This is a genomic window from Paraburkholderia translucens (assembly GCF_020881035.1).
Taxonomy (GTDB): Bacteria; Pseudomonadota; Gammaproteobacteria; order Burkholderiales; family Burkholderiaceae; genus Paraburkholderia; species Paraburkholderia translucens.
The window spans coordinates 69,023-88,759 of record NZ_JAJITC010000013.1; the positions used below are offsets into that span (position 1 = coordinate 69,023).

Annotated in this window: 14 protein-coding genes; 12 read left to right on the forward strand and 2 right to left on the reverse strand. The window is 65.7% G+C overall.

Annotation, left to right across the window (positions count from 1 at the left end; all coding sequences use genetic code 11):
* Window positions 1–33: 33 nt before the first annotated feature.
* The gene (locus LJ655_RS22240) at window positions 34–1,143 is read right to left on the reverse strand and encodes a hypothetical protein (protein ID WP_230563381.1); all 1,110 of its coding nucleotides are present in this window, start codon (window positions 1,141–1,143) and stop codon (window positions 34–36) included.
* Between the two features lie 587 nt (window positions 1,144–1,730).
* Between LJ655_RS22240 and LJ655_RS22245 the strand changes: the two genes are divergently transcribed.
* Genes LJ655_RS22245 through LJ655_RS22295 form a run of 11 tightly spaced genes read left to right on the forward strand, consistent with a single transcriptional unit; the run spans window position 1,731 to window position 17,905 of the window.
* A complete protein-coding gene (locus LJ655_RS22245; RefSeq protein WP_230563382.1) occupies window positions 1,731–2,501 on the forward strand; it encodes a ubiquinone biosynthesis protein COQ4 in 771 nt (256 codons plus the stop codon).
* Window positions 2,502–2,518: 17 nt separating this feature from the next.
* Window positions 2,519–2,848: an acyl carrier protein gene (locus tag LJ655_RS22250; protein ID WP_230563383.1), complete on the forward strand. Its 330-nt coding sequence runs from the start codon at window positions 2,519–2,521 to the stop codon at window positions 2,846–2,848.
* Complete coding sequence (locus LJ655_RS22255; protein WP_230563384.1) at window positions 2,845–3,762, forward strand: hypothetical protein; 918 nt, start codon at window positions 2,845–2,847, stop codon at window positions 3,760–3,762. The genes LJ655_RS22250 and LJ655_RS22255 overlap by 4 nt, the downstream gene beginning before the upstream one ends.
* A gap of 26 nt (window positions 3,763–3,788) precedes the next feature.
* Entirely contained in the window at window positions 3,789–4,871 is a 1,083-nt protein-coding gene (locus tag LJ655_RS22260; RefSeq protein ID WP_230563385.1) for an SDR family oxidoreductase, read from the forward strand.
* Between the two features lie 18 nt (window positions 4,872–4,889).
* On the forward strand, window positions 4,890–6,551 hold the full coding sequence (locus tag LJ655_RS22265; RefSeq protein WP_230563386.1) for a nucleotidyltransferase domain-containing protein: 1,662 nt from the start codon (window positions 4,890–4,892) through the stop codon (window positions 6,549–6,551).
* A 13-nt stretch (window positions 6,552–6,564) separates the two neighbouring features.
* Entirely contained in the window at window positions 6,565–9,336 is a 2,772-nt protein-coding gene (locus LJ655_RS22270; RefSeq protein ID WP_230563387.1) for a phosphoenolpyruvate synthase, read from the forward strand.
* A 30-nt stretch (window positions 9,337–9,366) separates the two neighbouring features.
* Window positions 9,367–10,356 carry a fatty acid desaturase gene (locus LJ655_RS22275; protein WP_230563388.1) on the forward strand — a complete coding sequence of 330 codons (990 nt, stop codon included), beginning with the start codon at window positions 9,367–9,369 and terminating at the stop codon, window positions 10,354–10,356.
* A gap of 31 nt (window positions 10,357–10,387) precedes the next feature.
* The gene (locus tag LJ655_RS22280) at window positions 10,388–12,058 is read left to right on the forward strand and encodes a fatty acyl-AMP ligase (RefSeq protein WP_230563389.1); all 1,671 of its coding nucleotides are present in this window, start codon (window positions 10,388–10,390) and stop codon (window positions 12,056–12,058) included.
* A gap of 5 nt (window positions 12,059–12,063) precedes the next feature.
* Window positions 12,064–13,170, forward strand: a complete 1,107-nt coding sequence (locus LJ655_RS22285) for an efflux RND transporter periplasmic adaptor subunit (RefSeq protein ID WP_230563475.1) — start codon at window positions 12,064–12,066, stop codon at window positions 13,168–13,170.
* A complete protein-coding gene (locus LJ655_RS22290; protein WP_230563390.1) occupies window positions 13,167–16,391 on the forward strand; it encodes an efflux RND transporter permease subunit in 3,225 nt (1,074 codons plus the stop codon). The genes LJ655_RS22285 and LJ655_RS22290 overlap by 4 nt, the downstream gene beginning before the upstream one ends.
* On the forward strand, window positions 16,382–17,905 hold the full coding sequence (locus tag LJ655_RS22295) for an efflux transporter outer membrane subunit (protein WP_425605831.1): 1,524 nt from the start codon (window positions 16,382–16,384) through the stop codon (window positions 17,903–17,905). The genes LJ655_RS22290 and LJ655_RS22295 overlap by 10 nt, the downstream gene beginning before the upstream one ends.
* On the opposite strand, the gene LJ655_RS22300 is transcribed toward LJ655_RS22295, so the two are convergent.
* Window positions 17,906–18,694, reverse strand: coding sequence for a class I SAM-dependent methyltransferase (locus LJ655_RS22300; protein WP_230563476.1), 789 nt, complete (start codon window positions 18,692–18,694; stop codon window positions 17,906–17,908). It lies immediately after the preceding gene.
* 268 nt (window positions 18,695–18,962) lie between these two features.
* Between LJ655_RS22300 and LJ655_RS22305 the strand changes: the two genes are divergently transcribed.
* A complete protein-coding gene (locus tag LJ655_RS22305; RefSeq protein WP_230563392.1) occupies window positions 18,963–19,655 on the forward strand; it encodes a phosphatase PAP2 family protein in 693 nt (230 codons plus the stop codon).
* Window positions 19,656–19,737: the final 82 nt, after the last annotated feature.

The following is a 19,737-nucleotide window of genomic DNA, read 5'->3' on the forward strand; positions in this document are numbered from 1 at the left end:
GCGAGGATTCGCAGGTGTGCCAGAAGCGCGCTGCTAGACGGCGACGTCGATGGACATTTTCTGGCCCGCGCGGGCCACCGTCGTCTCGCTCATGAACTCACTGAAGCCATGCATCATCACCGCTGCGAGGTGCCGCGCCTTGTCCTCGCAATCGGAGAATGCATAGAAGCCCGGGCCCGCGCTGCTCATCCCCGCGTACACGGCGCCCTCGCGTTGCATCGTCTCGTCGAACTCACGCATCACGTCAGTCCGGAAAATGCCTTCGAGCACCTTCATGTTGCTCATGCTGTTGAGCTCCCAGCCGTGCTTCAGAAACGCGAAGAGGTCGTTGCGATGCAGTGCCGGCCGCAGTTTCGTTTCGATGAAGTTGCGCCACGCGAGGCCGTAGCGCTTCTGCCACTCGACGAAATGCGTCGGCACGAAGCCCGCCTCGGTGGTGCCGGACATGTCCGCGCCTTCGCCGTGAGCACGCAGCGCTTCGGTCGATAGCGTGTCGTAGTTGCCGACGGCGGTGGTCACCCACAGGTTTTCCGAACTCAGATTGCCGAGGAAACGGCCGTTGCCGTGCTTCTCGTCGACCCAGACCAACCCGCCGAAAAACAGGCACGCTTCGCCGACGCCGGTCTCGAGGCCGAAATACACGTGCTCGTCATCCTTCGCGTTCTCCACGTAGTTGCGGGTGATCATTTCCCACATGTCATGAGGCGAAAACGGTGAGCCGAACAAGGCATTCAAACCGGCAAGCGTCGCGGTGTTGAACGAGACATTCGAGCCGAAGCCGCTGTGCTTGTGCTGAATGCTGCGCACCCGATCGACGCGGATGTCGTCGCGTGCGTAGCCAACGGTTCGCTTGAACAACTCGAGCATGTGCCGCCCGCTCGGCACGTCGCAGCCGCCCTCGCCGTTCGCTGTCTTCGTGACGGTGATCCGGTGTCCGACCGTGCTCGTCGACACACCGAGTCCGCCGCCGCCGAAACCAGGCGCCATCTGCATGAAGTCGAATACGGCGAAATGAAGGCGCCCCGGCACCGAGACCTCGGCACGACCGTAGCTCGGTACCGCGTCGCGCTCCCAGTGCGGCAACACAGTCAGATTCGCTCCCGGCAGGAACTGCCCCGCCTTTGCCTTCCACGCCTGATTCATTGCTCCACCTCCATCCCCTCAGCCATTCGTGAGCCAAACGTTCCGCGGACACGGTGCGCCGCCGCCATCCATCGTTCGCGCTCCTCGCGCACGGTTCGTGCCAGGCATTCCTTTGCAGCACGCAGTGAGTCCTCGTCCGATGCAAGGACGCAGGCAGAGAGTCAGATTTCAAAAGGCAGTGCGATACATCCGCACGTTTAGACGTTCGCACGTTGGCGTGCGACCTGGCCGGCATTCAACCTCCCACAGTCGACCTGCGACCAACAGCTTCTCTTCGCGTGTTGGCCCGGCACCGACATCGAGACGGCGCGACGGTCTTCCCAAACCTGTCTCGCCACGTCGCGGACCCCACCTGAATCCGCGCCCGCCTTTTGAGATCCGGCCACTCCATTTCGTCATTGCAGGGGTAGAGGAGAACTTCCGTGCCGCCGACGGATGACTGGCATGAACCCTGCAAAAAGCATCCGCAGGCAGTGGCCGTCTCAGCACGATTCCTCTTTGCCGTATCCGTATCCGAATCCGAATCGAGTGGCATCGGTCGATCGCCATTCGTGACTCGCCCTCATGATCTTTGACGGGAGCCGCAGATGACAGCAACCCTGAGGAACAACACGCTGGCGCGACGCCACATCGACTGGCCGCGCGCCTTGCGGGCGATCAAGGCGCTGAGGGCGAACGTCGACGATATTCAGCATGCCTACGAAGTGATGATCGCGCTCGACGGCGGCCAGATGGAGACGATGTACCAGCGTTTTCTTTGCGAGCCGGGCGCGGGCCCGCTGCTTTCCGAGCAGCCGTCACTGCTCGCGACGCTCGCCGACTCCGCCACGCTGCGCCGCTTGCCGCGGGGCTCGTTCGGCCGCGCCTACATGACGATGATGGAGCACAGCGGCTACAGCGCCGATGGTCTGCTCCAGGCGAGCCGGCTGGCCGCGGGCCTCGAAGAAATCCTCCCCGGCCCGGACCGGCAGTGGTTCATCGAGCGCAGCGGCTGCATTCATGACCTGCTGCACGTGCTCACGGGCTATGGCCAGGACTGGGCCGGCGAGACCTCGCTTCTCGCGTTCGACTGCGGCCTTGAACCGATGCGGGCGCGCATCGTGGGACTGCTCGGCACCGCGTTGACCGCGCCCTGGTGGCCAAACTTCTGGGTTCACCGTTTTCTGCGCCGCGCGTGGCTGCGTGGCAAGCACGCGCGCATTCCCCTTGCGTACCGGTGGGAAGAAGCATTGCAGCGGCCACTCGAAGCCGTCCGCTCCGAACTCGCGATCGAGCCGCTCGCGCTCGCCCACCCGCAGGGTATCCTGGCCGGCGGCCAGACGCTGCCGTGGCGCTACGCCGCGTCGAGCATTGCTTGAACAGAAAGGACCCGAGCATGGCCACCACACCGAAAAACGCTTCGACGCGAAACAGCGTGTTCGAAATCGTACGCACACAACTTCTTGGCGTGTGCCGCGAACATCAGCGCGACTTCGGTGCCGAGATTCGCCTCGATAGTTCGCTCATCGCCGATCTTGGCCTCGACTCGCTGTCGCTCGTCGAAGCGGTGGTCGCAATCGAGCAGGCGTTCGGCATCGAGCGTCTGCCGCTGGAAGCATTGAGCGAAGCATGCGGCGAAGCGCATTTCACGGTCGGATCGCTGGTGGACCTATGCATCGAGCACGCCACGGTCCTTGTGACCGCCGACGAGGGGATGCGCACATGAGCCCGCGCCTTTCGCTGGCCGGCTCGCCTGCCGGGCGTGATCGGCTTGCCGCTGCGGCAGGCGCTCTGCGCAACACGCTCGGCCGCATTCCGCTGGCGTGCGAGGCGGCGCCGATCGCCGGCGCGTTTGCCTGCTCGCTTCTGCTGTACGGACGCATAGCTGGAGTCCCCGTCGAACCATGCTGGCGTGTACTGGCCGGCCTTGCGTCATTCTTCCTGCTGTTCGTCCAGCTTCGCCTGATCGACGACCTCGACGACCTCGACCGCGACTATCCCGGCGGGCACGCGCTGGCGAGGCGACGCGCGGCACGGCGCGCACGCCTCGTCGCCGGCCTCGCGGCAGCAGCGAATTTGCTCGTTGTGCTGAACACCGGAATGAAGCATGCGTTGCCCGCCGCCGCTGCCGCCACCGTCCTGGCCTTCGCCGCTCCGTTCGTTTTCAAGCGGCTGTTCCCGGCCCGCCCGCTGCTCTGCTTACCCGCTTTCGAGGGCGCGCCATTCGCCATCTTCATGTACGGCTATTTCTTCTGGCGCGACACGGCTCAGCGCGACCTGAGCTTCTACGTCGTCGTGTGCGTCGCGGGTTCGCTGTGGACCGGCTACGAATTCTGGAAGTTCTCGCGCAAGGTTGGCACCACGGCACTGCAGCCCTATCACCTCCCGGTACGAGGAATCCGGGCCGCACTGAATGCCTTCCTGATTCTGGCGCTCGGCACCAACGTAGCGCTCGCGCGCCTGGCGGGCCTGTCGCAAACGTACTCGATCTATGCCGCGGCGCTGCCACTCGCATGGCTCGTCTGGCTCAACGCGCGCTGGCCGGGCCCCGCGAGCAGACCGGGACGGCCACGCTGGGCCGGCACCCGCTTCGTCGTCGCCGTTCAGCTTGGACTGCTGGCCGCGCTGCTCCTCACATGACCCGCAACCCTGGATCGTCACTCACCATGAACAAGCACGTTCTCGTCACCGGGGCGCGAGGTTTGCTGGGCGCTGAAGTGATCGCCCGGTTGACCGCAATGGGATATCCGGTCGTCGCCTTTCTGCGCTCCGCCGGACCGGTGGTCCGCAACGACGGCACGCCGCTCGCGGCAACGCCGTACCTCGGTCGAACGCCAGCTGCCGGAACCCTCGCATGCGTGCAAGGCGACGTCGCTGAACCCGGCCTCGGGCTCGATCCGCACACCTACGATGCACTGCGCGCGGCGACGCTCGCGATCGTCCACTGTGCCGCGCTGACCAGTTTCGGACGCAAGCCCGAGGTCTACGAGGCAATCAACTTTCGCGGCACGGAGCGCATCGTCGAGTTCGCGCAACGCGGCGGCGACGCGCCGGTTCCCCTGCTCTATGTGAGCACCGCCTATGTCTGCGGCGAGCGCCCCGGCATATTCAGCGAAGACGATCTCGAACTCGGCCAACGTCTGGGCAATCCGTACGAGCAGAGCAAGTACCGCGCGGAACAGTCGGTACGAGCGGCGATGCGCAGCGGTCTGCCGGCGGCGATTCTGCGTCCGTCGATCATCGTCGGCGACTCGGCGAGCGGCGTGATCCGCAAGTTCGACACGCTCTACACGGTGGTGCGTCTGACAGCCGCGGGACTCGTGCGCACGATGCCCGGCGACTACGGCGCGACGCTGAACATCGTGCCGATCGACTGGGTCGCGGACTGCGTCGTCGAGGCGCTCGCGAAGTTTCCGCTCGTGCGCGGACGCACGCTGCATCTGACCTCGGGCACGCCCACGACGCTGCGCGAAATCAACGACGTATGCGCGGAGTTTCCATCGTTTCACGTGCCTCGCTACGTGCCGCGGCATGTGTTCGACGCCGCCGTGATGAAACCGCTGGAGCGGCGCTACTACGACGAGGTCGTCAAGCTCTACGAGTCGTACCTGACGCGCCAGGTGCGCTTCGCACGCGACGCGACCGCCGCCATTCTGCCGGCCTTGCCTCGCGCGACCGGAAAAACGCTGCTGCGCAGGATCTTTCGTTATGGAATCGCGGCGGGCTACTTCGTGCCGCGCACGGCTTGACGCTCAGGAAACCTCACCATGTTGATGACCGATCCGATGCTCAAGGACCTCTGGCAAAAATCGCGGGCCGCGCTAGGCGCCCAGTTCGAACAACGGGCACCGTGCGCCGTCTTTCTCGAAGGCTCGATCGCCGAAGGCTTCGGTAACGAGCGCTCCGATGTCGACTTCGTCGCGATCGTCGATAGCGGGATCGAGCCCGCGACGATGCCGTACATCCTGTTCATCGATGGCCGCCGCGTCGAAGTGAGGTTGCTGAGTCCGGCGCGCCTGCGCCGCGAACTCGCGCAGGTTCGCGAAGCGCTCGGCAAAGGCCGTCGCGCGGTCGCCCGGCTGTCGTGGAATCTGCTCGAGCGTTGTCAGCGCTTTATCGGCGCGCTGCCGATCGACAACCCGAAGCTGATCGGGACGCTGCAAGCCGTGCTCGGCCGCGAGGCGCTCTGCGAGGCGGTGGCGCTGTGGTTCGAGGATTTCGCGCGCCACAGCGGCCGCTATGCGGTGGCGATGTTCGCGCTGGGGGAGCCCGACTACGCACGCGCCTGGATCAGGACCGCCGCGTTTCATGCGGCGAAGAGTCACGTAGCGCGGCTCGGCGAGTGCTACATGAGCCCGAAATGGCTGTCGCTGCAACTCGAACGCGCGGCCGTCGACGCGGGCCGCGCCAGCCGTCTCTGGAACCTGTTGCACGCGCCGCGCGAGCATGGCACCGAAAGCGGGCTGCTCGCGGCGGGCGTCGCGCTGATCCGTGAGTTCGGCGTCAACGGCGTGAACCTCGTGGCCGACAACGTGCTGATCGGTCCCGGCAAAAACACGACGACCTGGCAGATCGGCGAACGGGTCCATGTGCTGCGAGGCAGCGACGTGTTTGTGCTCGGCGAGGAAGCCGCCAAGGCCTGGCGTTCGATCACCTTCGACACGCCATGCACTGCTCTCGCCAGCCGTGGCGACGCGCAGGCCACGAGCCGCCACCGCGCGCTGATCGCCGAGTTCAGCAGGTTGGGGCTCGTGAGCCTGCGCTGGAAGGGCGGCGGAGAAATCCACGCGCGGCAGCAGGCGACTTCGACGCCGGTGTCCCGCGCGCCGCTGATCTCGATCGACGGCGCGCGCCTCGCGGCCGGCCGCGCGACCGGCGCGCAGTTGCTGCCGATGCCCGCAGGGCGCTTCGCCGAAGCAGGTCTCGAGATGATCTGGGCCAACATCGGTCTGGAGAACGCGCGCGAGGACGCCCAAGGCGCACTCCAGCGCGGCCAATGGAAGGTGCTCGAATACGCGCTGCAACGGATGATGCAGACCGCCTGCATGGTCACGCTCGGGGCGCACGGCGTGACCCCGCAATCGACGATGGAAGAAGCGACGCTCGACGCGATCCGGTTGCTGCCGCTCGATGCGGCGCTGATCGACGGCATCCGGGAACTCGAACAGTGTTCGATCGAATCGGCACGCGATGCCAAGCGCTACGTCGCGCTGGCCGATGAACTCGCGCAGCGTCTGCGCAACCTCGGCGGCGATCCGCAATTTCCGGCGAGCTTCGATACGGCGTCCGGTTGGCGTGGAACGATCCACGCCGCCTACGACTGGATCAACCTCGGCGCGCATCTGCACGCGCGCTTCCCGCAGACCGCTCACGGCGGACGTGGCACCGCCGAGGAAGCCCGGGATCTGCTCGCGTCGGCGAGCACCTGAAACGGGGACCGCAATGAATGTCGACACCCTGACGCGCGCACGCGCGACCCACGAGGGTCACGCCGCAAGAGGCAGCGCCTCCCCGGCAGCATCGCCACGCGTGATTCTCACCGCGGCGAGTCCGGCCAGCACCATCGAACGGCTGGCCGGTAACAAGGGCAGATCGCTGCATCGGCTGGCGAACCTCGGCGTAGCGGTACCGCACTGGGCGATCCTCGGTACCGATTGCTTTGCGGATTTCCGCCGCGAAGCGGGCCTCGATCGGACCATCGCCGCGCTGCTGCGCGACTTCACGCCCGCGAACGCCGCCGCGATCGCAAGCACGATCCGCGAGGCTGTGCTGACATGCGACATGAGCGCCGCGTTGCGCGCCGACATCGCACGCGCGTACGAGAGCATCGGAGAAGGGCCGCTCGCGGTGCGCTCGTCGGGCGTCGAAGAGGACAGCGCGAGCTTCTCGTTCGCCGGCCAGTTCGACACGTTCCTCGACGTACGCGGTCTCGACTCCACGCTCGAGCACGTGCGCCGGTGCTGGGCTTCTGCCTGGTCGGAGCGCTCGCTGCGCTACCGGCATCAGCACGGACTCGATATCGCCGGCGCCGGCATGGCCGTGATCCTGCAGCGCCTCGTTCAGGCCGACACGAGCGGCGTCGTATTCACGATCAACCCGGCGAACGGCAACCGCGACGAATTCGTGCTGAGCGCCGTCTACGGGCTCGGCGAGGGACTCGTGTCGGGCGCAGTGGACGCAGACACGATCACCGTGGACTGCCACAGCGGACAGATCAAGCAGCTAGTGATCGGCGAAAAGCGCGAACGTCATGACGGCGGCCGCATCAGCGAAGTACCGGCCGAGCAGCGCGATCAAGCGGCCCTTTCCAGCGACGATATCGAGCGCATCGTTGCGACGGCCCGCACGCTCGAAAACACGCTCGGCGAGCCGCTCGACATCGAATGGTGTATCGCACAGAACCAGCTGTGGATCTTGCAGGCGCGCCCGGTGACTACGCCCGTCGCCGCGGTCTCGCCACGGTCGGGCGACTTCCAGCTGTGGGACAACTCCAACATCGTCGAGAACTATCCCGGCGTGACGACGCAACTGACGTTCACATTCGCGCAGCACGTCTATGCACAGGTGTTCCGCGAGTTCTGCCGGCTGCTCGCGATTCCGCACAAGCAGCGGCGCGAGATGGATGGCTTTCTCGGCTCGACGCTCGCGTTCCTCAACGGGCGCGTGTACTACAACCTGCTGCACTGGTACAAGCTCTCCGGGCTCGCGCCGTTTCAGAGCCTCGGGCGCAAGATGATGGAAGTCCAGATGGGTGTCGGCGAGCCGCTCGATCTTGCAAGCTGCGCCGCGCTGATCACGCCGTACAAGGCCGGCTCGCGCGCCGCACTCGCCTGCATCCGCGCATCGAGCGGCGCGAAGTTCGCATGGCACTTCGCGCGTCTGGAGCGCAACGTCGAGCACTTTCGCGCGTACTTTTATCCGGTCTACGACGAGTACAACGCGCTCGACTATCGCTCGCTTCCCGCCGACGCCGTCTATGCGCACTATCGCCGCTTCGAGCAGGCTCTGCTCGCGCGCTGGGGCATGATGATCGTGCTCGAGTCGGCGATCGGTCTGAGTTACGGCGTCGTGCGGCGCCTGATCAAACGGTGGATGCCTGATGCGCCCGACTGGCTCGAAGTGGCGGTCGTCGGGGGCATGGACGGCATCGAGTCCATCGAGCCGGTCCGCAGGCTCGCCGCGATTGCGCAGGCCGTGCGGGCCAAACCCCAGATCGAAGCGCTGATCCGCACCACGCCGTCAGCCGTTGCGTATGCGGCGCTGCGCGAGTGCGGCGCACCTGAGATCGTCGCCGAGATCGAGCGCTACCTCGCCGACTTCGCATACCGCAGCAAGAACGAACTGAAGCTCGAAGAGCCCGACCTGCGCGAAGACCCTGGCGTGCTGTTCGATATGTTGAAGGCTTCGCTCGCGCAGGGAGCCGTATCGATCGATCGTACGGCCACGGAAGCGCGCATCGACGCCTTGTTGCGTGAGCGGCTCGACCCGCTGCAGCGCTGGATTTTTGCGCGCGCGCGCAGCCGCGTGCGCGCCGCGATCCGGGCGCGCGAGACCGTGCGCTTTTGCCGTTCGCGCGCATTCGGCGTCGCGCGCCGCATGTTTCGCGCGATCGGCGAAGGTCTCGCCCGCGACGGCGTGCTGGCGACCGGCCGCGACATCTTCCATCTGCGCCTCGAAGAAATCCGGGGGTGCTTCGAAGGCACCGTCTCTCACCGCGAATTGCGCCCGCTCGTCGAGCAGCGCAAGCGCGACGATGCGGTCTGGCGCGACATGGATGACCTGCCGCCGCGCTTCGTCACACATGGCCCTGTTGCGGCATGGCTCAGCAAGCCGGCGAATCTCGCCGCGCTGCACGCGGCGCCTGACCACGCGGCCGGCGCGACGCTGCGCGGCACGCCCTGCTCGCCGGGCTTCGCCGAAGGGCCGGCGAAGGTCGTGCGCGAGGCCAACGAGTTCGACGGCGGCATCCTTGTCACCTATCGGACCGACCCCGGCTGGGTGCCGGTATTCGCGGCGGCGACCGGCCTCCTGATCGAGCGCGGCAGTCCGCTGACCCATGCCGCGATCGTCGCCCGCGAGATCGGCATTCCGACCGTCGTCCAGATTCCCGGCCTCACCACGCGCGTGCATTCGGGAATGCAGTTGAAGGTCGATGGCCATAGCGGCGTGATCGAACTGCCCGAGCCGACCTCAGATGAACTGCCTGCCCGTTGACCTTTGAAATCGCCCCTGAAGGAAATTGCCATGTACCGCCTGCTCAACGATCGTCGCGACCTGCCGCATCTGTGGCTTTACATCCAGTGCGCGTTGCTGTTCATCCCCGCCGCGGCCGTGCTGTATGGTCTCGGCCGTTTTCCGTGGTGGCTGGGCGTTGCGTATGTGCTCGTCTGGAACGCATTCGGCGATCGCTTCACGATGAGCTACCACTGCACGCTGCATCGGCGGCTCTTCAGGAAGGAATACCGGGCGTGCCAGATCCTGCTCGACTGGGTGCTGTGCCCGTTCTTCGGTCAGACGCCGGGCACTTTCTATGTCCATCACATGGGCATGCATCACATCGACGACAACCTGCCGCGCGATCTGAGCTCCACGATGCCGTTTCAGCGCGATAGCTTGAGCGGCTTTCTGCGCTACTACCTGCGCTTCGCCGCGCTGGTCCCGCTCGAACTCACCGTCTATCTGTGGCGCTCGCGCAATACGAAGCTGATCCGGCAACTGCTCGCGGGCGAGGTCGCGTTCTACGCGGCGATTGCCGCAGCCGCGTATTGGAACCTGCGAGCGACGCTCGTCGTGTTCGTGTTCCCGTTCGTGTTCGTGCGGCTGATGATGATGATCGGCAACTGGGTCCAGCACGCGTTCATCGATCCCGACCATCCCGACAACCCGTACACGAGCAGCACCAATACGATCGACTCGCGTTTCAATGCACGGGTCTTCAACGCCGGGTATCACATCTACCACCACGTCCGCAAAGGGACGCACTACAGCGAACTCACCAAGGAATTCGCCGCGAACCTCGAGAAGTACGGCCGCGAGGACGCGGTCGTTTTCGATCGCATCGACATCGCGCAGATCTGGCTGCTGCTCGTCACGCGCCAGCATCGCAAGCTCGCGACGCATTTCGTGCGTCTGCCGGGCGCGCCCGTTCGCAGCGACGACGAGGTGATCGCACTGCTGCGCCGCCGCCTGCAGCCGATCCGCGACTGGGCGCCCGTCGCGTCGCTCGATCACTGAAGCTCGATGACATGACCGGGGAGCCGTCAACATGGACCAGACGCTAGTCGATGCCGTTTCAGCGCTGCCGCGCGGCGACGCTCGCGGTCTCCGCTTTGTCTCCACGCACGGCGACGAGCACTTCTATCCTTACGAGGCGCTCGAGCGCGAAGCGCGCAAGCGCGCGAGGAGCCTCGCCGCACTCGGTCTGAACAAAGGCGAGCGCATCGCACTCGTGATCCTCGACCCGGAAGCGTTCATCCTGAGCTTCCTCGGCGCATCGTTCGCCGGCCTCGTGCCGGTGCCGATCTTTCCTCGCGGCAGTCTCAACTTCAAGACCCGCACGCGCTACGCCGAAACCGTGAGTCACATCGTGCGCTCGGCGGGCGCGCGGATACTGCTCACGTCGGACTCGGCCAAAGCGGCCATCGAGGATGTGCTGGCCGCCGACACCGGCCTCGAACGCATCGTGACCGTTGAAGCGCTGGTCAACGGCGAGCCGCCCGCCTGCGATCTGCCCACGGTGCATCCCGATGACCTGTGCTTCCTGCAATACACCTCTGGCAGCACTTCGCTGCCGAAAGGCGTGATGGTCACGCACCGCAATCTGGTTGCGAATGCGACAGCGTTCCTCGGCCCGCGAGGCATCGATCTGCGCAAAGACGATGTCTATGTCAGCTGGCTGCCGCTGCACCACGACATGGGGCTCATCAGCGTGCTCGGCGCGCTCATCTGCGACTTGCCTAGCGTGCTGCTGGCCACCGAAGCGTTCGTGCGCCGCCCCGGCCTGTGGATGGAGGCGATCACGAAGTACGGCGGCACGATCAGCTTCGCGCCGAACTTTGCGTACGCGCTCGCCGCGCGCCGTACCCGCGACAAGGACCTCGAAGGGCTGGACCTGCGCCCGTTGCGCGTGGCCGGCTGCGGTGCCGAGCCGATCAACGCGCAAGCGTTGCGTGACTTCTGCGCGCGCTTCGAGCCGGCCGGTTTTCGCGCCGAAGCGCTGCTGCCGTGCTACGGCATGGCCGAGGCGACACTCGCGATCACGTTTCACGACCACGGCCAGCCGATCGTCACCGACGTGGTCTACGCGTCGACGCTGGGGCTCGGTCGAGCCATACCGGCCACGCGCGATAGCGGATTGCGCTCGATCGAACTGGTCGGCTGCGGTCATCCGTTTCCCGGACACGAACTGCGGATCGTCGACGAGTCCGGGCGAACATTGCCCGAACGCTGCGTCGGCGAAATCGTCACGCGCGGGCCCAGCATCACCGCGGGCTATTACGGCGAGCCCAGCGCGACCGCCGCCGCGTACCGTGACGGCTGGCTCCAGACCGGCGACCTCGGCTACGTCGCGGGCGGCCAGCTCTATATCTGCGGCCGCAGCAAGGATCTGATCGTGATTCACGGCGCGAACCACTATCCGCAGGACATCGAATGGGCGGTGGCCGAGTTGCCGAGCGTGCAAAGCCGCGGGGTCATCGCGTTCAGCGTGATGCGCGACGGCGACGAGATGCTGGTTGTCTGTGCCGAGGGCAAGGCGGCCGAGGCCGCGGCGCTGCGGCGTGCGATCGCGCAGAAGGTCGCCGAATGCGCGGGCCTGCAGGTTGGTCACGTGGCGATCGTGCAGGCGGGCAGCTTGCCGCGGACATCGAGCGGCAAAGTGCAGCGCCGCCGGACCAAGGCGCAGTTCGAAGCCGGCGAACTGGAGGAACACGCGTGAGCCGCATGCGCTGGCACGGGATGATGCTGACGGTGTCGGGCGCGCTCGCGCTCGCCGCCTGTCATGCGAAAGAAGCCGAGGTGACGCTGCCGCGTGCGGTCATCGCCGTGGCGGTGCATCGCGACAGCAGGCCCGTTCTCGCGACGCTGCCCGGCGAAGTCAACGCACGCTATGCAACGCCGGTGTCGTTTCGCATCGCCGGCAAACTGATCGCGCGCAACGTGCATCTCGGCGACACGGTCACGGCCGGCCAGGTGATCGCGCGGCTCGATCCCGACGACGCGCAGCGCAGCCTCGCGAGCGCGCAGGCCCAATTGATGGCGGCGCAGCATCGGCTCACCTTCGCCGAGCAGCAACTCGATCGCGACCGGGCGCAGGCCCAGGAACAGTTGATCGCGACGGCGCAGCTCGAGCAAACGCAGGACGCGTACGTGGCAGCCGTCGCGCAGCGCGATCAGGCGGTAGATCAGTTCGCGCTGCTGAAGAGCCAGGTGCAATACACGGTCCTCACGGCAGACCACGCAGGCGTCGTGACCAGTGAAGACGCCGATACCGGGCAGAACGTCGCGGCGGGACAAGCGGTCTACCACCTCGCCTGGTCCGGCGAGGTCGATATTCTCTGCGACGTGCCCGAGAGCCTGCTGAAGGCGCTGGCGGTCGGCAGCGCGGCCAGCATCTCGCTGCCGGCCGTCACGGGCCAGCGCTACGCGGCACATGTGCGGGAGCTGTCGCCGGCCGCGGATCCCGGCAGCCGCACCTATCGCGCGAAACTGACGCTCGATGCACCCGGTCCCGAGGTTCACCTCGGCATGACGGCCACCGTCACCTTCGCCGAGGCGGCGGGCGAGGCGCAAGCGGACGATCCGATCACACTGCCCGCCACCGCGCTGTTTCACGAGGGCAACACGCCGGCCGTCTGGGTCGTTCGGCCGGGCGACCATGCCCTGGAACTGCGCCGGGTTCAGGTCGGCCGCTACGACGATCGCACGATCTCCATTTCGCAAGGCCTCGCCGACGGCGAACGCGTCGTGCTGCAAGGGGTGCATACGGTCAGCGCCGGCGAAACCGTGCGCGCGGTCGCACCGTTGCATCCCGAGGACTTCGCATCATGAAAGCGCTGTTCGGCCAGGGGTCCGGCGGAGCCGGTGGAGCGCGGCGCCCGGCAGCGGACGATACGGGCCGCTTCAACCTGTCCGCGTGGGCGATCCGCAACCAGGCGCTCGTCATCTTCGCCGTCGTGCTAACGACCTTGTTCGGCGTGCTCGCCTATTCCCGGCTCGGACAATCCGAGGACCCGCCGTTCACGTTCCGCGCAATGGTGATCCGGACCTTCTGGCCCGGCGCGACCGCCCGCCAGGTCGAGGAACAGGTGACCGACCGGATCGGCCGCAAGCTCCAGGAAACGCCCCATCTCGACTATCTGCGCAGCTACTCGCGTCCCGGCGAATCGCTGATCGTCTTCACGATGAAAGATTCCGCGCCGGTGAGCGAGGTGCGCGAGACGTGGTATCAGGTGCGCAAGAAAGTGGGCGACATCGCCGATACGCTTCCGGCAGGTGTGCGGGGGCCGTACTTCGACGACGAGTTCGGCGACGTCTACACGAACATCTATACGCTCGCGGGCGACGGGTTCTCCCCGGCCCAATTGCACGACTACGCCGACGAGCTTCGCAGCGTGCTGCTGCGCGTGCCTGGCGTCGCGAAGGTCGACTATTTCGGCGACCCCGACGAGCACATCACGATCGAGATTCCCAACGCGCAATTGACGCGGCTCAGTATCACGCCGCAACAGCTCGCGCGGGCGATCAACGCGCAAAACGCGGTCACGCCGAGCGGCACGCTGACCACCGCGTTCGACCGCGTGTATGTGCGCCCGAGCGGCCAGTTCACCGACCTGAAGGCGATGGCAGACACGCTGATCGACATCAACCATCGCCTCGTTCGCCTCGGTGACATCGCGACGATCAAGCGCGGCTACGACGATCCGCCCGTCTCGCAGGTCCGCACCGGCGGCAGCGCCGTGCTCGCCATCGGCATCACGATGCAGGCTGGCGGCGATGTCATTCAGCTCGGCAAGCGGCTCGACGCGCAGACCGCCGAATTGCGCGCGCGTCTGCCCGCAGGACTGAAGCTCGTCGAAGTGTCGAGCATGCCGCACGCGGTCTCGCATTCGGTCAATGCTTTTTTGGAGGCCGCCGCCGAAGCCATCGCGATCGTGCTGGCCGTGAGCCTCATCTCACTGGGCTGGCGCGCCGGGGTGGTGGTGGCGGTCTCGATTCCGGTCGTGCTTGCGTTCACCGCGCTCTGCATGGATGGGTTCGACATCGGCTTGCACAAGATCTCGCTCGGCACGCTCGTCCTTGCGCTGGGCCTGCTCGTCGACGATGCGATCATCGCAGTCGAAATGATGGCCGTGAAGCTCGAACAGGGATGGTGCCGCGCAAAAGCCGCGGCGTTCGCCTACAGCAGCACCGCGTTTCCGATGCTGACGGGGACTTTGGTCACGGTGGCGGGATTCCTGCCGATTGCGCTGGCAAAATCGGCGACCGGCGAATACACGCGCTCGATCTTTCAGGTGTCGGCGATTGCGCTGATCGCATCGTGGTTCGCGGCAGTCGTGCTGATTCCGTTGCTCGGCTATCACCTGCTGCCCCATCGCAAGCACACAGCACGCGGGCCTGTGCGCCAAGCGGCTCCTGAAACCCGCGAACACGATGACAGGCAGACGGGCCCGGCCACGGTGGCGGCGCTGCCCGCCACCCGCTTTCATCGCCGCCTGCGCGACTGCATCGCCTGGTGCGTGAAGCGGCGTCTCGCCGTGCTCGGTATCACGGCTGCATTGTTCGTTGCCGCGCTGGCCGGCTTTGCGTTCGTGCCGCAACAGTTCTTTCCAAGCTCCGAGCGGCCCGAACTGCTCATCGACGTGCGGCTGCCCGAAGGCGCGTCGTTCGAAGCGACGCTGCGCGAAGCCGCGCGGCTCGAAAGGACGCTGGCTGGCCGGCCCGAGATCGATCATCTGGTCGACTTCGTCGGCGCGGGCGCACCCCGGTTCTATCTGCCGCTCGACGTCCAGCTGACGCAGCCCAACTTCGCTCAGTTCGTGGTTACCGCAAAGTCCGTCGACGACCGCGCGAAGCTCGAACGCTGGCTTGCGGGCACTCTGCAAAAGGGGTTTCCCGCCGTGCGCACGCGCGTTTCGCCGCTCGAGACCGGCCCCTCGGTCGGCTATCCGGTGCAGTTTCGCGTCAGCGGGAGCGATCTCGGCATCGTGCGCGAGATCGCGGAAAAAGTCGCGGCGATCATGAAAGACGACGACCGCACGACGGGCGTCCATTTCGACTGGGACGAACCCGGCGAACGCTCGGTGCGCTTCGAGATCGACCAGCAGAAGGCGCGCGAGCGGGGCGTCTCATCGGAAGACGTGGGGAGCTTCCTCGCGATGACGCTGTCGGGCTATACGTTCACGCAGTTCCGGGTTCGCGACAGATTGATCAGCGTCGACCTGCGCGCGCCGCAGCGAGAGCGGATCGATCCCGCCGGGATCGTGAACCTCGCGATGCCGACGCCGAACGGCCCCGTTCCGCTCGGCGCGATCGGACATCTGAACAACGAGCTCGAATACGCGGTGATCTGGGACCGCGACCGTCAACCGACGATCACGGTCCAGGCCGACGTGCGCGGCCACGCGTTGGACCTCGACGTGATCCAGGCGATCGACCGGACGCTCGCGCCGCTGCGCGCGTCGCTGCCGATCGGCTACCGGATCGAGACCGGCGGTGCGGGCGAGATCAGCGGCAACGCGCAGGCGTCGGTGATCGCGCAGCTTCCGCTGATGCTCGTCGTGGTGCTCACGCTGCTGATGATTCAACTGCGCAGCTTCGTGCGCGTGCTGATGGTCGTGCTCACCGCGCCGCTCGGGCTGATCGGCGTGGTCGCGGCGCTGCTGCTGTTCGGCAAGCCGTTCGGCTTCGTGGCAATGCTCGGCGTGATTGCGATGTCCGGCATCATCATGCGCAACTCGGTCATTCTCGTCGATCAGATCGAACGCGATATCGCCACGGGCCACGCGCGCTTCGACGCGATCATTGGCGCAACGCTCAGGCGATTCCGCCCGATCATGCTGACCGCCGCGGCCGCCGTGCTCGCCCTGATCCCGCTGCTGCGTTCGGCTTTCTTCGGACCGATGGCGACCGCCCTGATGGGCGGCATTGCGGGCGCCACCGTGTTGACGCTGTTCTTTTTGCCCGCGCTATACGCGACCGCGTTCAAGGTGCGGCACGGCGAGCGCGGCGCGCGAACCGCTCCCGCGACAGTCAAATATACGTGGAGTTGATCGTGGGCACAGACTGCAACCTCCCTGTCGGGCCGGCCTCGGCGATCCATCGTTGGCGCGCGGCGTTCGGTGCCGCCGCGACGATCGGGCTTGGCGCATGCGCGTTCGGTCCGAGCGGCGAGCCGCCTGCGATGCCCGTTCCCGTTCATTACGGCGTCGAGCCGCAGCCCGCGCAAACGGTCGAGGCGCTCGGTGTCGCGCAGCGCTTCACCATCGGCGCGCAACCGGCGCCGGAATGGTGGCGGCTATTTGAATCGACAACGTTGAATGATCTCGTCGATGAAGGCTTGCGCAACAGCCCGACGCTCGCTGCCGCCGACAAGCGCCTCGCCGCCGCCCACGAACAAGTGCGGGGCCAAAACCGCAGCTCGCTGCTGCCGACGGTCGACCTGGCCGGGCAGGCGTCGCGCGGGCGCGATCTCGGCATTCCAGTCCCTGGCGGGCCGAATACGCTGCTTTACAACGAGTTCATCGGCGTCGTCCAGGCGCAATACACGTTCGACCTGTTCGGCGCGGTGCGCGAGGCGAACGCGGCCCGTTCCGCGCGGGTCGACATCGAAGCGTATCGACGCGAAGCCGCGCGGCGCGCACTGGCCACCAACATCGTCACGGCGACCATCGATGCGGCGATGCTGCGCGCCGAGATCGATGCGACCGAGCGATCGATCGCGCTTGCGGGCGATCAGGCTCACGATGCCGAACGGCATTACGAACTCGGATCGCTGACGCACGGCGACGTGTTGGCCGCGCGGCAAAGCATGGCCACGCTCGAGGTCAGCGTGGCCGAGTTGCGGCAACGGCTCACGGTGACTCGACATGCGCTTGCCGTTCTGCTTGGCCGCACGCCCGACGCTGCGCCGCCCGAGCCCGATCTGGCGAGCCTGCATCTGCCCCAGGACCTGCCCGTCGTATTGCCATCCGATCTGTTGCGCACACGGCCCGACATCGAGGCCGCCGAGGCGGCGCTCAAAGCCGCCGCAGCCGATGTCGGCGTCGCAACGGCGCAGCTCTTTCCGAGCCTGACGCTGACTGCGTCGATGGGACAAGGCGGGTTCAGCTGGCCGCTTGCGCTGTCGGGCGCCGGCGCGATCTGGAGCATCGGCGCGACCTTGTCACAAGCGCTTTTTCATGGCGGCGCGCTCATCGCGCAGCGGCGCGCGGCAATCGACGCCTACGAGGCCGCCGTATTCGAATACAAGCAGACCGTGCTGGCCGCGTTCGAAAACGTCGCGGACACGCTCGCGTCGCTCGAACACGACGCGCAGGCACTCGAGGCCGCGAGTGTCGCTACCCGCGCCGCACGCGAGGCGTTCGGGGAAGCCGCCTCACGCCATCGTCTCGGCGCGCTGCCCGCTTCCTCCGCGCGAAGCGGCGAGCAGCAGTACGAAGCGGCGAGGCTCGAAGAAATCCGGCTGATCGGCCGGCGTCTGAGCGAAACGGCAACGCTGTTTCAGGCGATGGGCGAGTTGCCGGCGGCCAGCAACGCCACACCCGAGCACCTGGCACGCAAGTGATCAGCCTGCGGGCTCCCGGGGAACGCCGACAAGGTAAGTGAGACCGAGCGGCGATCCCTGCACCGGCTGCGTGCCGATGTCCCATTCGAAGCTCTGCTCGTTCGGGATGCTCGCGACCATCTCACGCAATTCGTCGGGACTGTAAATGCGCAGCATCGAAACGATGCCGTCGAACAGACACAGCAGCGGGATGGCCGGGAGGACATAGGTAAGCCCGAGTCGCGACCAGCGAAACGGTCGGATCAGCGGAGTCAGCGCGAGCATCATCGGCGGCATCAGCAGAATGAACAGGATACCGAGCAGGCGATGGTCAGCGCCCTCGACGATGACGATTGCGCGGCGCTTCGTCACGGCATCGGCGAGGATCGCTCGCGCATCGTGTGGCCGAAAATGGTGGAACGCGTTGAACATGGTGCGCACGCCGTCGAATCTCGACGGTACGTCCATCGCATCCACCGGTTCGCTCACATAGGCGACGCGGTGGTTCGACGCGGTAGATACCCGCTCGTGCGCGGCGCGATTGGGATAGAAGTCCGTCAATAGCACCGTCACGCATCCGGTCCGCGCGAGCAATGGAGCAAGCGTCTGCCACGGGCCGCCGCCGCCCGAGCAGAGATCGACGATGCGGTCGCTGCCGACCCGTCGCATTGCCTCGCGCAGCCTGACTGCGATGACGTTGAATCCCTTGTGGGCATTGGCCAGGAAGTGCAGCCAGTCGGTCGCGCCGTCACGGATGGCCCGCGGGCACCACGGCTCGTCTTCGATTTCGAGCAGATGCAGGCGTCGCATGATCACGTGGGCAACCGGGGTAACGGCAAATCGGCATTTTCCATGACGGAACCTGATCGGCATTTGTCAGCGGGAACCTGTTACCGAAGTTAAACGAGTCGACGCGCGGGATTTTTCACGGTCAGCCCGCTTCGAAGCCGTCACTGAAAAGTTAGCAATGAAAAAACTCGGTAAAGGTTGTCAGTGAAAGTAAGCACCGCAAAATGCGACGCTCCGAATGGACTATCCTAGTCTCATTTTGCGAATACTCTAATTTTCTTACAAAAAAATGAATAGCTTCGATTCGTCCATCGAAACATATTTGTCTAACCTGCACTTCGGTCACTTCGCGACCCAATCCATACGGGCCATCGCCGACCTGTACAGCTTCAAAGGCCTCGTACTCATTCCTGTGCTGTGGTGGATGTGGTTTCAGCAAGACGAGCGCCGCGAATGGCGCAGGGAAATGGTTCTTGCGACACTGCTTAGCGGCATCGTGGCGCTCTTCGTCGGCAGACTGCTGACTCACTGGTTGCCGTTCCGGGTACGCCCCATCTATAGCCCCGAACTGTATCTGCACTTTCCACACGGCGACATCAAGGACGCACAGCTGACAGCCTGGAGTTCCTTCCCGAGCGATCACGCGATGCTATGGATGGCGGTCGCTATCGGCATCTTCCTTGTGTGGCGCGGGATCGGTGTGCTGGCGATTCTCTATACCGCGCTGTTCGTTTGCCTTCCGCGCGCCTATCTCGGCTATCACTACCCAACCGATTTGCTGGTGGGTGCCGCCGTGGGAATCGTGATTGCCTTGATCATGACGCGAGATGCGATCCGCGTGCGCTACGCGGCTCCGATGCTGCGATGGATCGAACGCTGGCCGGGACCGTCAGCGATGCTGGCCTTTATTGTGTGCCTCGAACTCGTCACGCAGTTCGACGAATTGCGCAAGGTGGCGGGCGGTGTGTTCAAACAGCTATGAACGGCACGGTCATTCATGACAAATCCGGGTTGTATGATAAAAACCAGTAACGATTTGACGACCCGCCTCATTACTGGAATTC